Source organism: Dorea sp. OM07-5 (assembly GCF_003481355.1).
GTDB lineage: Bacteria > Bacillota > Clostridia > Lachnospirales > Lachnospiraceae > Dorea_D > Dorea_D hominis.
The window spans coordinates 217729-232491 of sequence record NZ_QUKZ01000004.1 but is presented as its reverse complement, the minus strand read 5'-3'; the positions used below and the strand labels follow the sequence as shown (position 1 = coordinate 232491).

17 protein-coding genes, 1 tRNA gene and 1 pseudogene are annotated in these 14763 nt (G+C 40.9%); 1 reads left to right on the top strand and 18 read right to left on the bottom strand.

Features of this window, described 5'->3' with window-relative positions; all coding sequences use genetic code 11:
• The 11 genes from DXC04_RS05790 to DXC04_RS05740 form a co-directional block, all read right to left on the bottom strand.
• Positions 1-489 carry an antirestriction protein ArdA gene (locus tag DXC04_RS05790; RefSeq protein ID WP_118207718.1) on the bottom strand — a complete coding sequence of 163 codons (489 nt, stop codon included), beginning with the start codon at positions 487-489 and terminating at the stop codon, positions 1-3.
• A gap of 23 nt (positions 490-512) precedes the next feature.
• Positions 513-1007: an antirestriction protein ArdA gene (locus DXC04_RS05785; RefSeq protein ID WP_005335613.1), complete on the bottom strand. Its 495-nt coding sequence runs from the start codon at positions 1005-1007 to the stop codon at positions 513-515.
• Positions 989-1234, bottom strand: coding sequence for a hypothetical protein (locus tag DXC04_RS05780; protein ID WP_032091089.1), 246 nt, complete (start codon positions 1232-1234; stop codon positions 989-991). Before DXC04_RS05780 ends, DXC04_RS05785 begins: the two co-directional genes overlap by 19 nt.
• 29 nt (positions 1235-1263) lie before the next feature.
• Entirely contained in the window at positions 1264-1485 is a 222-nt protein-coding gene (locus tag DXC04_RS05775) for a hypothetical protein (RefSeq protein WP_118660372.1), read from the bottom strand.
• Entirely contained in the window at positions 1485-1616 is a 132-nt protein-coding gene (locus DXC04_RS05770) for a DUF3789 domain-containing protein (RefSeq protein WP_081919023.1), read from the bottom strand. Before DXC04_RS05770 ends, DXC04_RS05775 begins: the two co-directional genes overlap by 1 nt.
• Before the next feature lie 4 nt (positions 1617-1620).
• Positions 1621-2871, bottom strand: a complete 1251-nt coding sequence (gene mobT, locus DXC04_RS05765) for a MobT family relaxase (protein ID WP_118341699.1) — start codon at positions 2869-2871, stop codon at positions 1621-1623.
• Between the two features lie 137 nt (positions 2872-3008).
• Entirely contained in the window at positions 3009-4412 is a 1404-nt protein-coding gene (locus tag DXC04_RS05760; RefSeq protein ID WP_118341700.1) for an FtsK/SpoIIIE domain-containing protein, read from the bottom strand.
• Between the two features lie 62 nt (positions 4413-4474).
• The gene (locus tag DXC04_RS05755) at positions 4475-5185 is read right to left on the bottom strand and encodes a hypothetical protein (RefSeq protein WP_118341701.1); all 711 of its coding nucleotides are present in this window, start codon (positions 5183-5185) and stop codon (positions 4475-4477) included.
• Positions 5186-5255: 70 nt separating this feature from the next.
• Positions 5256-5645, bottom strand: a complete 390-nt coding sequence (locus tag DXC04_RS05750; protein WP_008393071.1) for a YdcP family protein — start codon at positions 5643-5645, stop codon at positions 5256-5258.
• Between the two features lie 15 nt (positions 5646-5660).
• Entirely contained in the window at positions 5661-5975 is a 315-nt protein-coding gene (locus tag DXC04_RS05745) for a YdcP family protein (protein WP_008393072.1), read from the bottom strand.
• Positions 5976-6220: 245 nt separating this feature from the next.
• Positions 6221-9259 carry a VaFE repeat-containing surface-anchored protein gene (locus DXC04_RS05740; protein ID WP_118660370.1) on the bottom strand — a complete coding sequence of 1013 codons (3039 nt, stop codon included), beginning with the start codon at positions 9257-9259 and terminating at the stop codon, positions 6221-6223.
• 205 nt (positions 9260-9464) lie between these two features.
• Here DXC04_RS05740 and DXC04_RS05735 point away from each other — a divergent pair.
• A pseudogene (locus DXC04_RS05735) lies at positions 9465-9692 on the top strand (manganese catalase family protein); the annotation flags it as partial.
• A gap of 42 nt (positions 9693-9734) precedes the next feature.
• Here DXC04_RS05735 and DXC04_RS05730 read toward each other — a convergent pair.
• From DXC04_RS05730 to DXC04_RS05700, 7 genes are all read right to left on the bottom strand, one after another.
• A complete protein-coding gene (locus tag DXC04_RS05730; protein WP_118660368.1) occupies positions 9735-10199 on the bottom strand; it encodes a hypothetical protein in 465 nt (154 codons plus the stop codon).
• A 94-nt stretch (positions 10200-10293) separates the two neighbouring features.
• Positions 10294-11568, bottom strand: coding sequence for a S1C family serine protease (locus DXC04_RS05725; RefSeq protein ID WP_118660366.1), 1275 nt, complete (start codon positions 11566-11568; stop codon positions 10294-10296).
• 87 nt (positions 11569-11655) lie between these two features.
• Positions 11656-11988 (bottom strand): branched-chain amino acid transporter permease, encoded by a 333-nt coding sequence (locus tag DXC04_RS05720; protein WP_118287766.1) that lies wholly within the window; start codon positions 11986-11988, stop codon positions 11656-11658.
• A complete protein-coding gene (locus DXC04_RS05715; protein WP_117538188.1) occupies positions 11979-12686 on the bottom strand; it encodes an AzlC family ABC transporter permease in 708 nt (235 codons plus the stop codon). The genes DXC04_RS05720 and DXC04_RS05715 overlap by 10 nt, the downstream gene beginning before the upstream one ends.
• 139 nt (positions 12687-12825) lie before the next feature.
• Complete coding sequence (locus DXC04_RS05710) at positions 12826-13452, bottom strand: hypothetical protein (protein WP_118660364.1); 627 nt, start codon at positions 13450-13452, stop codon at positions 12826-12828.
• 35 nt (positions 13453-13487) lie between these two features.
• Positions 13488-13559 (bottom strand) — tRNA-Arg (locus DXC04_RS05705).
• A gap of 193 nt (positions 13560-13752) precedes the next feature.
• Complete coding sequence (locus DXC04_RS05700; RefSeq protein WP_279220495.1) at positions 13753-14544, bottom strand: DUF5688 family protein; 792 nt, start codon at positions 14542-14544, stop codon at positions 13753-13755.
• Positions 14545-14763 lie beyond the last annotated feature (219 nt).

Below are 14763 nucleotides of genomic sequence, written 5' to 3'. Positions count from 1 at the left end.
TTAATACGGACATTCAAACACGCCATGATTGGTGACGACAAAACACCCCTCTAAATCAAGGTCACGCCCGTAGGCTTCATAGTCTATGTAACTGCGGATTCTGTCTGGTATCTCACCCAGACTTTGACATTCATCTATGAAGTAATAGGCAACGTCTGTCATATCGTCACAATCGGGATAATGGATAATATCGTCTGCATGTTCGCACAAATCTTCCAAGCTACTGTAATAGCCTAGCAGTTCCGATAATTCGTCCTGTATGTCTTCTGGTAAGTCCTCCACCATTTCACACAGGCGGTTGACTTCCTCAATGGGTGTGTACTCGTCAATCTCAAAGGGTAGCTCATAATCATGGATTGCGTATTCTTCGTATCTGTCATTCAAGCCGATACGTTCTGCCATCTCGTCATAATCAACGGGCGGCGTAAACCACGCACCCACAAGCTCACCCTCGTTGTATTTCCCAAGATTGGCGATATAGATTCGCATTTCTTCGATACCACATCACCCCTTTACTGATAGCGGAATACGCCGCTTGTGGTAAATAAGTATCTGTCGTCCATTTCCAGCTCACTACCATAGGAGTGATAGTCGATATGTTTCAACAGTTCGTGAGGAATCTCACCAAAAACATATTCTTCACGGATAAGGTATTCTGCCAGAGCTGCACCGTCACCCACATCATAGTAGCGTATCTCGTCCTTGTGGTCGATAAATTCCTCGAAGCTGGAAAACCATTTCTGCTGAATGGCTTTCATTTCATTGCCGATAGGCGTACCCTCCAATTCCAGCACCATGCGGCAGTTGGCGTTGATTTCCCAAAGTGGCATATCACTGTGTAAGTCAAAGGGCAGCTCATAGTCTGCAATCTCAATCTGTTCTTCATGTTCTACGCCGATTTTTTCTCGGACTTCCTCAAAGTCCACAGGGCAGTTGAACCAAGCACCGGAATATTCTTCGTCACCCTCACGATACGGTTTTGTATTGTTTAACAGGTAGATTCGCATTTCCTGCATGGTCTGTCACTTCCTTTCATCATATCCAGTATTCCCATTATAACAGCATAATCTACACCGAACACATAATGAGAGAATTTTTCTAACTGTTCTTTAGGATATTTAAGCGGTAGCTGTCGTTTGATTTCTTCCCACACTTCACGCTTGCGGTAAGGCAGGTCGGAAACATCATTGCAGCCGATACAGTCTTTCATATCCTCAAAAATATCTGTTTTCATGTTGTCCTCCATTTCCGATTATCAGAGCATTACGCCCCGATAATCTTATTGAATAACTGCAACAGTACGTCTTTCACGCCAGAAGCATTGAACACCAAGCCGACAGCGATTAAAGCAATCACCAAGAATCCGATAAGTTTGGAAAACTCACGCTTGAATCCAAGATACACGCCGATAACAGCGATTGCCATGAGTACCAAGCTCTGTGCGTTAGATAAAAACCAGTTGTATATGTTCTGTCCGAAATTCATTATTTTCTGCTCCTTTCCATCATTTCAATTTCTCTTTCTGCGGCTGCTCCTGCCTGTACCAGACACATCAACACCACACCTGCACCTGCTCCAAGTGAGAACAGGAATAAATCAAATAAGATATGCTTCATGTTGTCATTCCTCCGTTTCTGTAATCATTTCCTCTGTGGAAGTTGTCTGCTGTTCAATCAGCTTTTTATGACGCTCGGTGAGCTTCGCATGGTCTAAAATGTCTTTGAGATAAGTTGTGCCATTGGCACTGTCAATCTTCTGTAAGACTTTCCAAGTGGGAGCTACCTGTCTGCTTATCCAGTTCAGCGTCCGAGTGAGCGTATAAGGCTCTGGTTTGGTCGTCAATTTCAAACGCCCACGATCAGCGCCGATAAAGTACGCCCATTTCTCATTGGTCTGCCATTCGCTGCGTCTTTTCTCCACCTCCTTGTCAGCGAACCGCATATAACGGTTGATAATGTCAAAAGCGGTACGCTCTGCGTCATGGTAGGTCAGCAGGTCACGCACCGCATAATAGGCTCGCTCATTTTTCAGCCGGATTTCAAAACGGTTCTTGATTTTCGCATCTTCAATCGGAGTATCGTATTTCACATACTGCTCATAGTCCTTTTCATAGATACAGAAATAAACCTCTGATTTGAGCGAACCGATATAAAGCGTATTTCCCATTCCGTATCTGTCCTGTTCATTGCTTCTCACCAGCTCACCGCTGCGGTAACTCTTGAAGCTGCGGAATACGGAAATACATTCTTCACGGTTGCATTTCTCTGTCAGCTCTGGAATATCCAAGATTCCTGCCATATCGTTGATGGCAAGGTCAAGACGTTTCATCACACCTCCTTCCACCAGAGCGTCCATGAGAAAGTCATACCAGCTCCTATGCTGTGCCAGCAGATAACTTTCCATCTGCCGACAGCCTTTGCCTTTCAGCTCCAGCAGTGTGCCTTTCTCTTTATCAGGTGATGTTAGCACGAACACATCACCAAGCACATAATATTCCGCATAGGAGTAGAATCCGTAGTCCTCATGTATCATTACATCCAGCTTTAATTGCAGAATATCTTCAACAACGTGCCGAACGTCCTGTGTGGGGAATCGGATTCTGACGTAATCCAAGACCATTTCCAACGGATTCTCTGGATTCAGCTTTTCCAGAGCGTCCGTGAATTTCCCCTTGATTTCTTCTGTCAAGGCTACTTTTCCAGATTCAATCCTGCTGACATACTCACGACTGATACCAGCCATGACCGCAAGACGATTCTGGGAAACGCCGTATTGCGTCCGTTTTTCCTTAAAATCGTTTATCCAATCGGTATCATTCAGTTTCAATCCCTCCAATCGAAAAAGGAATGTGACAGTTACCGATTTTGTCACACTCCTTTGAATGTTTGAAAAGTCCTCTGTTTTCAAGGACTTTTTGATATGTAATTGACTGTTTCCAGATAATTTGTGCCCCCCTGTTAGATAACGGGGGCAGATGGTTGGGGCGGCTTACGCCACCCCAACACAGGCTAGTCCGTACCTGCGTCTTTCGCTTCGCACGCCGCCTGTCCGTCCTGCCTGTTTTGTGACAATCCTCCTATCTCTTTTAAAAAGTCATGTCCTTTGGGTACAAGGGGAGTGTAAAACTCGGATATGACACTGTTTCCCGTATCAACATAGCCACGCCCTTTAATCTGCTTCAAGAAAAAGTCCTTGTCTACTTCACCGAACATCATACTGTACCCAAGCTCCGACATACGCCCAAGAGCCACACGGAAATTGAACTGGTCACGGATTCCATCACCGAGATACTTTGCGTCTGGACGCTGACAGGCGAGAATGAGAAAATATCCTGCCTGTCGTCCGAGCATGACTATCTGTTTCAGCTTGTTAAGGACAGCAGCATTCTCCTTTGTGGTGAGCATTTCCATGAACGCCACATATTCATCAAAAATAAGGAAGTGGGGCGATAGTCCTAAATAGGCATAGTTTTCACCTGTCCTGTAATTCTCCATGAGCTTCATTGCTTCACTTCTTGCCATCATACCGTCATAGAACCTGTCAATACAGGCGGTTATATCGTCTTTCTTGTACCAGACTTCCGGCATGACAACGGATAAATCCGCAAGGTCAGCGTTCTTTGGGTCTAAAATATACATGACTGCATTGCTGCGGAGCATAGCTTCAATGAGTGTGAGAATAAAATACGTCTTTCCTCCACCAGTACCGCCAGCAATCAGCATATGAGGGAGCTTGTCATACTCCCACCAGACATTTTTCATCAGACGTAAACTGCCATGTTCAGCCTGTACCTCATTGATAGTGATTCTATTAGCGATAGTGTCATAAAGTAAGACATACTCCACATAGGAATCATGTAGCTCTTTTGACACCAGCTCACAGTACAATCCTGTTTCCAGCTTCTTTTCCAAGTGTAAAAGTTGGTCTTGATATTTCCCTAATGTAATTTCTGTACGGATATACAATAGACCATGTTCCATACGGTAATACAGTTTTGGAAAGTAGTTGATTTTCTCTTTCTTGCCGGACGCTGGCAAGTCCTTAAAAAATCCGCTGTCCTGTGTGGATTCTGATTCATACCAGCCATTCTCTAAAATCATGCGTGCCAGCTTTTGACGGTGAAAAAGCTGTTTCACTCTGTCATACTGGAATCTGCGGTAGAAAAGGGCAGACAACACACAGACCAGAGTCGCCACAATGATAGTCACTATCCTATATGGTGTAATCGGCAAGTAGACGCTGCCATCTTCAAAAAGTGAGATTGCTTTCCAATCCGTAGTGATGATTGACTTTAGGTTCAGCAGCATAACCACCGCAAGGAATAATAGAAGCAGCAAACCAGCCGAGAAACGAAAAACCAGTGATTTATCACTGGCTCTGATACGATATCCTCTGTATGTTTGTAATCTCATAGTTCCTCCTTTTAAGCATAAAAAGCAGCAAACTCCATAGAATTTACTGCTCTAACATTTATTTATTCGGAAAAATACTCCTTTTGATTAATTTTTTCTAATTCACATATCAATTTATAATACTCTGCAAAAAAATTATTATTACATTGACTAAAATCAACATCATTTGGAACAACCAATAATCTTTTCATCATGGAATGATAAGTGGAATTTAAGATATCTTCAAGAACTTTCATAAGTTCTACAGAAATATCTGTGGGATAATATTTGTAAAGTTTATCAATTTCATCTTCGGTTTTACGAATACACTCTCCAAGCCATTCTCTTACAGAAAAATAAACCATATTTTCTCGAGTAGTCCTATTTGCATTTAAAACTTTCACTTTATCTGAAAATCGTAACTGTAACAAACTAGACAATTCTTCAGCAGTATAATCAGTACCTGTATGACCATCTAAATAAATTTCTGCAAGCGAAGATAGACTGTTTCGCATATTTTTTATAATTTGTTTTAATCGCATAGAAACATTTCTTCTAGCAATAGAATCCCTCTTATTGTTAGGAACATAAACTTGTGTGATATAAAACATAAAATTTATTATATATCCAACAGATAATTGAAATAAAAGATTAAACCATTGTTCGGCTCCTCTAAACAGTTCGGGCAAATCCAGTGTTAAATAATATGAAGTAATGATGACTATAGATATTATAAAAAATGCAGAAATAAGCGTATTTCTTTTTATGAATATAAGAATATTTTTTCTTAACATTTGTACTAATTCCTTTCCATCGATTTATCTATATGCCAATAATTATAATATCATTTTGCAGATGAAGCAATTATTGCTTATTTATTTTTGTTACTGTTTGTGATGGATTTGTCATAGTGTTTGACACAGAATGCTTATTCTTCAAGACAATATCATCTGCCTTGATATACCAGTCAACGTCTGCACCTTGAAACGTAGCGGTTGCCACCGTATCAGCCACAGGATTGATGATTTCCACCTCTGCATTGTAGTCAAATTCCTTTAACGGAACAGAAGCCGGAATACTTACCTGTATCATACGTCCTTGTTCTTTGCACTTCAAATCGTAGGTACGTTCTTTGATTTCTTCAGAAACCGTACCGTCCTCATTCTGGATATGTACCTCTCGTCTTAATGCGGAGAATTTCAATACTCCGAAAGTCTTTTCCTTGTCAATAATGATTCCGTTTGCTAATCTCATATACTCAATACCTCCTTATGCTTTCACCATATCGTCAGCCGATAAGATATAATTTGTGAATCCTCTTGTACCGATTTTATAACCCTCTGCAGTGATTTTTGGATTGATAAGTTTTACCTTTTCCTCTGATTCAAAGTTCTTCTCACCAGCAGAAGCAGGCAGCACCACGATAATATCATCTGCTCTCTGTACGTCCGAATAAAGGTTGAAGCTACGGGAAACGACCGTCATACGTCCGTTGATCCTACGCTGTTCCACCTTATTCTCACCAGCAAATTCTAAAGTTCCGAATGTTTTTTCCATATTTGGGATAACGTGTTTTAATTCCATAAATTGTTTACCTCTTTTCTTTCTATATTTTTAATGATTGATTGTGTCATTCTGCTATCGGAATAATATCTGTCTGCCTGTGAATTATCAAGGGCAAGCGTTGTGCTGCCGCACCCTTGACAATCCCCATTCAGAAAGATAAATGTTAATCAAGCAGAATTTAGTTGAGTTGCCAGCCACGGACTGACTTTTTTTATGATGGGAGGTGAACGGGGAGTTGCTTTCATAAACCGATACCTCCTGTATTATTTAGACTTCTTTACTCTGCGGAATCTCTTATATCCGGCAAAGATAAAACCAGCAGCGGAAATTCCCATCATGGCGAACAATGCGACAAATGGTGTGTTGTCACCTGTTTTTGGTGAATCGCTTGTCTTTGTTGGTGTGCTAGGTTCTTCTGGTGCCGTAGGGGATTCCAGGTTTTCCTTGACCGTCACAGTCTGCCCCTTGTCCTTGATGTCCTTATGTTCAGCTACCTTGATAGGCTCGTCTGGATTGGTTACGTCATATAATTCTTCAAATGTCACAAGCTCTTTGCCGCCAAGCTCCGAAGCATTGAATGTAAATTCAATCTGAACCTCCATTTTAGAATCCTCGGCAGTAAAAGTAAGGTCATTTTCTACACGCTTGCCATTCATTAGAAGTTCAGCATTTTCAGACTTCACCATTTCCCAACCTTTAAGAGTGTATTTCACGCCTTTTTCAAGACCATCTAAAGTGACCGTATCAACGATAGTTACTTTGTCGTCTGCTTCAATCGTCTTTTCACCTGTCGCCTTATCAGTAGCGGTTGTGTGTATAGTGATGATACGTTCCGTAATCGTCACTGTTTGCCCCTCGTCCTCAATATCTTTATGTTCTGCCACCTTTGTAGGCTCGTCTGGATTGGATAAATCGTACAATTCCTCGAATGTCACAAGGTCTTTGCCACCAAGAGCAGAAGCATTGAACGTATAGGAAACCTCAACTTCCATTTCTGATTTTTTCGCAGTGAATGTGTAATCATTTTCCACAGGTTCACCGTCAATCAAAAGCTGTGCATTTTCAGACTTCACCATCTGCCAGCCTTTCAACTGATATTTTGTGCCTTTTGTCAGACCATCTAAAGTGACGGTATCAACGATAGTCACGCTCTTTCCGGCAACGATTGATTTTCCACCTGTCACCTTATCTGTGGCAGTCGTATGGATAATGATTTCTGGTTCATATTCATCTGTGAGTGTACCCAAGTCCACGACTACTTTATTTCTTGACACCACTACATCAAACGCCGGAATCAGCGTCATTCCTTTGTTGGAATCGCAGCGTAATTCTTCGATTGTGTAAGTATCGTAAAGCAATGCACCTTTGCTGTCGTCTGGTGTGGAAGTACCAAACCAGATACCGTCCTCACTGGTCTTTCCGGCGTTGGTATTCTGTTTATGAGATACCCAGTCAGAAGAAGTGGAGAATTGACCGTTTGCGTCCGTAACAATGATATGGCTCTCACCAGTCGTCTTGCTTGTGATCCTAAAGGGAACATTCGTAAGTCGCTTGTGAGTACCGTCACCAATTTTCACACCCTCGATATCCCCACGGATAATCTGGTTGTAGATGGAATGTGCTTCATCTGTTAAATCCATGATTTCACCGTCATTCACAATGTCAAACTCACAGTCAACCGCACCAGTTGTCAAATATCCTGTCGGATTTTTGGATTCTGAAATTTTATAGTGACCGTAAGGAAGTGTATCAGCGTCAGTCGTAGCGATACCGTCAACGCCTGTATGGATTGTCTTGACTGTTTCATTTTTGTTGCATAATTTGCCATCTACCAATACCGCATTATCATTTAAGGAAATGATTTCAAAGGTAGTATCTTTCAATGTTGCACTGCCTTGTGGTTTTGTGTCTTTTGTTTCAAGGTCACGCTTTTGGATTCTCACACCTCCACGGATAATCTTGTCCGATACGGAATACTGGTTGCTGCCGCTTAATGCTGCAAGTTCGCCATCTTCTGTAATCTGTGCCACATACACGCCTTTTATCTGTTCAGAACTTCCAGCGGCTTGCATATAAGCACCATCTAACAAGTAACCGTTTGGAGCAGCTTTTTCTTCTACAGTGATAGTACCAAGCGGTAAACAGATAGTACCGTTTTGTGTATAGAAGCTGTCACCAGATACCTTATAGGAATCTGCCAATCTTGTGATATAGTGGATAGTGTTATCGCTGCCTTTTTCCGCTTTTGTCTTTGTCGTCCATGTGCGTGTTGGTTCTGATGAAAGATTATCTTTTGTGTAATAACCGTCATAATACTTCCAGACGAACTCCGCACCCTCTAAAGAAGCGTTACCCTGTGCGGTTGCTTTTCCTGTTTCCATATCAATCTTGAAAAGCTCAACCAAAGTGTCTGTGACTTTTGGTGTATCGCTGACTTTCAATGTGGAAGTTTCACCAGCCTTTACCGTAAGGGTATAGACGTTGTTATCTAACTGGAATCCTTTTGGAGCTTCGATTTCTTTTACATAGTATGTAGAAGCTCTCAACTCCACCGTATCCGTATTCCCGTTGCCATCTGTCATAAGTGTGGCAACTGATTTCGTGCAGCCTTTATCAGAATAGACACCATAAGTCGCACCAGATAAAGAATAGCAGTCATTAGATTTTGTAATCGCTGTATTACTGGACGATTTCTGAATCTTGCCATCACCGACAGCTAACTTCGCCCAGAACTGTCCTAAGTCCTGTCCTTCACCAACATAGATGTAACCACCGCAATCGTAACGGTCTTTATTTTCTTTAGCGAAAGCCTTTGCGTTCTCATAGACTTCTGACTGGATTTTCTCTGACACTTCATCATAGGCAGCTCGTACATTGTTGTACCCCCAGCCTAAGTGAACGCTCAATCTTCGCCAGACAACACATTGTTCCAACAGATAGACTTGTTTGCTGGAAAGACTGTGCTTTTCTGCATACTGTTTGACGTATTCCAGATTCAACGCCACATCAGATATTTGGTCGTCGCTCATTCGCTCCGTTGCATTGATACGATTCTTATATCCCGATTGGAAATTTGTGTTTATATCAATACAGTAGGCAATCTGCCCGTCAGCGTTCATTATGCTTTCTTCAAAGCTGGAAACCTCTGAACCGCCATTGTCAATCTTGACGATTGTTCCTGCTTTACCGTCCGTAGTAGTATAGACGGAATCCGCAGCATGAACCTGTGTGACAGGTAATGCAGTAAATACGGTTGCAAGGGTAAGTACACCTGTAAGCAATCGCTTCATAATCTTTTTCATAATGTTTGATTCTCCTTTCATTTTGGGTAAAAAAATAGACGCTCATTGTTGAACGTCTTAGTTGCTGAAACCATTGGAACTATGTAGGATAGCTTGCTTCATCTTCATTTTTCTATGTTTTTGTTCTTATGCAATCGTAGCAGGAAAAGGCTTGTCCTACGCAAAATGGCGTATTTTCAAGGGTTTCCAGCTATGTTGTTCCTACGAGGTCGCACCAGAGCAAAAAGCACGTACAACCTACGATAACATTCTGCGCCTTGTCAAAGATCCGGAAGTCTGCGAACCAATCCGTTTCCTGCGTGAACGCGAAATCGCACACTATCAACGTTTCGGTGAAAGTCTGCGCATCGTACAGGATCATCTGGACAGTAAAAACTTCTATGCGTTTAACCCGGAATTTGACCTCCGGGCATGTTTCAAAAACAAAAACTAAACAGAAAAAGGATTCCCGGAAAAATTCCGGAAATCCTTTTTATTATTTCAATAGCATATATACAATTACTGCTGCTACAACTACGATTGCAATTCCAAGAATGATTACAGGCGCTTTGGAAAGCTTCTCTTCTTCCTCATAAACATCATCGTAATCATAATCTTCTTCTACTCTTGCAGTTTTTTTCTTTTTCTTTCTGCCATCTTCTACTGCTAACAGTTCATCATATGCTTTGCGCATCTCATCTTCACGTTTCTTACGAACGCTCTTTGGTGGAATATTCGAATACTTCTGTTCCTGCTCTTCCTCTTCCTGACGCTGCATAGATGCTTTCTTAATAGATCTGTGCAATGTTTCCTGCGTTGCCGGTTCTCTTCTTTCCGGAGCATGCTTCTGTTCTTTCCTGTTCTGTGGTACTTTGAACTTCTTCTTGCAATTATAACATAACAGGTAATTTGGATCTTTTTTACCCGGCCAGAGCTGTTGGCCGCAAATCGGACACTTCATTGGTATATTTTGCCTCCTCATATCGTAATCTACTTAGCATTATACTACAAATCACAGAAAATGGCAAAAACATTTCTCTTACTGTGTATTTTACTTATTGTGTGCTTTTTCCAAGTGTAACTTTCACGGTACGCTCTTTATAACTTCCATTTGAATTTGGAACCTGGATCGTCACTTTAACTTTCTCGCCAACTTTGTAATACTGCAGTTCTTCTTTTAATGCAGACATACTGTCCACTGTTGTTCCTTCCAGTTCTGTGATTACGCATCCCTTTGTGATCCCTGCATTTTTTGCTCCTCCGCCAGAGATAACATTAGATACATACACACCTGTTGGCATATTATACATCTGCGAACTGTCGGAAGTCACATCCACGCCTTCAATTCCCAGATATCCCTGTTTGCCTTCTGCTACTTTTGTTTTTGTCTTCTGATTCATCAGATTTTTGATTACATCACTTGCGCTGGAAATTGGAATCGCATATCCCATACCTTCTACTGCATCTGTCGCAACCTTAGCAGTATTAATACCAATCACTTCACCCTTTGCATTCAGAAGTGCGCCACCACTGTTACCCGGATTGATTGCTGCATCTGTCTGGATTAGTTTGCCACTAACTCCATCCAGTGTACGTCCGGTTGCTGATACAATACCTGTTGTCACAGACTGACCGTAACCAAGTGCGTTACCAATTGCAATAGCCGTCTCTCCGACCTGCACTTTTTCTGAATCTGCAAGCGTTGCAACTTTAATTTTATTTAATGTAGAATCTTTGATATCACTGAGCTTTACAGCGATAACTGCAAGGTCTCTGGAAGAATCTGTTCCCTTTACCTGTGCTTCCACACTCTTATTGTCAACAAAAGAAACTGTCAGCGTTTTATTACTTTCCACTACATGGTTGTTCGTTACAATCAGAAGTTCTGAATCTGTCTGGGAAATAATAATACCAGAGCCTACACTCTTGCTTTCCTGCTCCTGTACTCCACCAAAGAAATTCTGAACCTGCTGTACACTTAAATTGGTAATTGATACAACCGATGGCATTACATTACTTGCAACTTTGGAAATATCTGAGCTTGTTGAACTACTGTCTGAACTTGTTGAAATCTTTGCACTGTTTACAGTTGCAACTTCTTTTGTCTTACTGCCTGATGTGCTGAAAACCTTGCTACCCACAAGATTACTTGTCTGAAAAGCCGCACTTGCTGCCACACCAAATGCCAGTCCGAAACATACTGCTTTTACCCAATGTGATGTTTTCTTTTTCGGTGGTTTCTCATCCTGCGGCTGATACTGATAACCTCCCTGTCCATTTTGATTCTGATCATCCTGATCCGGTGTATAATAAGTATATTGATTTTCCATAAATCATTACTCCTTTCACTACTTCGTTTATACTAAGTAGTCTAATCTATAATTGTGTTTAAACTGTGATAAAACTATGTTTAAACCTTAAAAAACAACCTGGATCAAAAACATATATAATGCTGTACCAACACCAATACTTAACAGGTTATTACGTTTCCATACATGAAGTCCTGCCGTCACTGCCACAGCAAGAAATTCTGGTATGCCATGTGGCGATACAAAAACTGGTGTATTCTTTAGGCAGTAAACTACTAACATCCCGATCACCGCCGGAGTCAGTACTTTTCCCAGATACTGGATCACTGGCGGTATTTCTTTTCCTTCTGGAAACAAAAGAAACGGAAATACTCTTGTTCCAAAAGTTGTCAATGCAACTGCCAGAATAATAATTGCTGATAACGCTGCATTTACTGGCATGACAGGTTCACCTCCTTTTGAAGCTGTTTTTTCGATACAAATAAAATCATTACAATTAATAACATGGATGGCAGTACAAATCTGGATGCCCCGAAAATCTGCAATCCAATAAATGCTGCTGCCACTCCGATAATTTCCGGAATCCGGTTCTTTTTATCCAGCCACTGTTCAATAAAAATGACAACAAACAATGCCGTCATTGCAAAATCAATTCCCTCTGAATTAAATGGCAGTACACTTCCCGCCACTGCACCAATGATTGAACCAGCTACCCAGTACATCTGATCCAGTGAAGCAATCGCAAACAGGAATTTTCCTTCATCAATGCCTTCCGGAATCTTCGTCGTACACAAAAGGGAATATGTTTCATCTGTCAGGCTGAAAATCATATACCATTTTTTCTTTCCCATACCATTAAATCGTTCCAATAAGGAAATCCCGTAAAAAACATGACGAATGTTAACCATTAATGTCATAAAGACAACCTGAAAAATTGATATTCCGGGAACAAAAAAATTCACAGCAAGATACTGTCCGGAACCTGCATATACGAGAATACTCATAAGCGCAGCCCATAAAAATGAATATCCTTTTTCTGCAAACATAACTCCGAATGCTACTCCAATAAATATATATCCGGTCAAAACCGGAATCGTATATGGGAATGCTTTTTTGTATGCCTCTCTGTATCCTTTCATCTTATTGCTCGCTCCTTTTTTCATCTTATGTATCCAAATGCCGTTTTCTTCGTTGTATAGACACAGGTAAACTTCCGGCACTGTAATGCTATACATAAAAGCCAGATCCTTTTGCAAAGATCTGGCTTCTCGCTCTCTATCAAGAATGATTCAGTGCTTTCTGTAACTCCTTTACCGATTCCTCAAGTAATGCATCCGACTTCAGTGCCGTCTGATACTGTCGGCGGCTATTTTCAAGCAGTGCTTTCACATCATGTTGTCCGGCAAGCAATTTTATATGGTCAATCTCCTGCCTATCCAGTTGTTTCACCCTGACCTGGAAATTCTTTCCATCCTTTTCCGTAATATACAAGGTTCCTACTCCCGGAAGCTCTGTATAGACCTGCCTAATCTTCATCCGGTACATTACAAATGCTACATATGTATCTGCATATTCTCCATCTTTTATATAAATCTGGAGATGATTGTATGTTTCTACAAAGTCCGTCTTCTCTGCTATACATCTGTAATAATCTCTTACCGCCTGTCTTAATTCCGGCGATCTATTCTTACGCAGAGGATTCAGTTGTTCAACTTTACATCCCATATTTCTTGTTCTGCGCTTTTCTCTTACTATCTTTTGTGCTTTCTTCTGTGTGTTATCTCCCGTGAGTCCGATTCCGGTGCTCAACAAGATCAGGATAAAAAATAAGAAAAGCAGGCATCTTCTGCTTTTTCTCTTCTGAATATTCCTGTCTGTGAAGCCCGCTCCTAACGCACCTTTCATAAGAGTACCTCCACATACTATGCACTTTTAAAATACACACCCGGGCGGATTCGAACCGCCGCTCCCGCCTCCGGAGGGCGGTGCTCTATCCCCTGAGCTACGGGTGCATGACAATTTTCTTCAAACTGTATTATTTATACTACCATATTTTTCTTTTAAAGTAAAGGAAATGCTATAGACATTTCGTACATTTCCTTTACTTTATCATTTCTACTTTTCCTGATTCTTTTTACAATCTCAACAACTAATAAATGTTTTTTTACAGCCAATTTATACATTGGATTCTTTTATGCCTTCATATCAGCATATTGCAAGCCGGTCCTCTATTCTGTCATAATAATAGGCATGATTTTCAAGAATTTCTTCCGGCAATACACAGGCTGCATTAATGCTTGCAACCATTTCGTTCAGATTCATGCAGTCATCGGTCTCCTTTTCGGGAACAATGATCACTTCATGCACACTGCTTGGCAAGACGTAAAAGTTTTCCTTCAGATATGTACCAATCTGATTTAAACATCCTGGATATATCATAGTTGCTGCCCCGAAACTTTTCTTTTCATTCGTCAGTACATACATTCTTGCAGCTTTATCTACAGCAATTCCTTCTTCGGAAAGCACATTCTGTATTGAATGAAATCTTGCCGGAAGGTGTTTTTTCATATTCATCATTGCAATTGCAAGAAGTTCCTTTTCATCTACGTTCCATTTTTCCATTGTTTCATTGCTGATCTGCATGGAAGCCATGCCGTCTTTGGTTATCTCTAAAAGTATATAGAAAATAATCTCCAGATCCAGAATCGGCACATGTGGAATTTCTTTCAAAAATTCTTCATTCCTACTTCTCTGGACAAGCCTGAATACGATCTTATTCTTTATCTTTTCATAATTAAAAATCTCCGGCTCTTCCCATGACTGATCAAATTTCACTTTTTCATATACATTTAGAACTTCTTTTGCCAGCTCATCTACCTGGCTTCCAGACTGGTACTGTTCATAATAACCTTCCAGATAAATCGTCGGCGAAACATTCACACGCTGTTCTGAAATCACCAGACCGCTCCGGATGATTCCATTATTCTTTTTATTTATTGTTGCATAATTCGACAGACAAAAGACATCCTGCCATTTCTTTCACACTTTTTTCCAATGCCTCAGTAAATTGATGATAAGTCATATTTCTCCTCTTTGGCCATTGTTGTAGTTATCTTCCGGAAATTGATGCGGGAAAATCCGCTTTTTACATCTTGTAGAAATTTAGAATAAATATTATGGTTTTATTATTATAAAAAAGCCTTGCAGAAAATGCAA

Bases quoted from the DNA above. Each gene is read 5' to 3' on its own strand.
- DXC04_RS05730 (WP_118660368.1), bottom strand. From the start codon at position 10,199: ATGAAGTGTCCGATTTGCGGCCAACAGCTCTGGCCGGGTAAAAAAGAT.
- DXC04_RS05715 (WP_117538188.1), bottom strand. From the start codon at position 12,686: ATGAAAGGATACAGAGAGGCATACAAAAAAGCATTCCCATATACGATT.
- DXC04_RS05780 (WP_032091089.1), bottom strand. From the start codon at position 1,234: ATGAAAACAGATATTTTTGAGGATATGAAAGACTGTATCGGCTGCAAT.
- DXC04_RS05755 (WP_118341701.1), bottom strand. From the start codon at position 5,185: ATGTTAAGAAAAAATATTCTTATATTCATAAAAAGAAATACGCTTATT.
- DXC04_RS05720 (WP_118287766.1), bottom strand. From the start codon at position 11,988: ATGCCAGTAAATGCAGCGTTATCAGCAATTATTATTCTGGCAGTTGCA.
- DXC04_RS05745 (WP_008393072.1), bottom strand. From the start codon at position 5,975: ATGGAATTAAAACACGTTATCCCAAATATGGAAAAAACATTCGGAACT.
- DXC04_RS05785 (WP_005335613.1), bottom strand. From the start codon at position 1,007: ATGCGAATCTACCTGTTAAACAATACAAAACCGTATCGTGAGGGTGAC.
- DXC04_RS05775 (WP_118660372.1), bottom strand. From the start codon at position 1,485: ATGAATTTCGGACAGAACATATACAACTGGTTTTTATCTAACGCACAG.
- DXC04_RS05725 (WP_118660366.1), bottom strand. From the start codon at position 11,568: ATGGAAAATCAATATACTTATTATACACCGGATCAGGATGATCAGAAT.
- DXC04_RS05790 (WP_118207718.1), bottom strand. From the start codon at position 489: ATGCGAATCTATATCGCCAATCTTGGGAAATACAACGAGGGTGAGCTT.
- DXC04_RS05710 (WP_118660364.1), bottom strand. From the start codon at position 13,452: ATGAAAGGTGCGTTAGGAGCGGGCTTCACAGACAGGAATATTCAGAAG.
- DXC04_RS05750 (WP_008393071.1), bottom strand. From the start codon at position 5,645: ATGAGATTAGCAAACGGAATCATTATTGACAAGGAAAAGACTTTCGGA.
- DXC04_RS05770 (WP_081919023.1), bottom strand. From the start codon at position 1,616: ATGAAGCATATCTTATTTGATTTATTCCTGTTCTCACTTGGAGCAGGT.
- DXC04_RS05760 (WP_118341700.1), bottom strand. From the start codon at position 4,412: ATGAGATTACAAACATACAGAGGATATCGTATCAGAGCCAGTGATAAA.
- DXC04_RS05740 (WP_118660370.1), bottom strand. From the start codon at position 9,259: ATGAAAAAGATTATGAAGCGATTGCTTACAGGTGTACTTACCCTTGCA.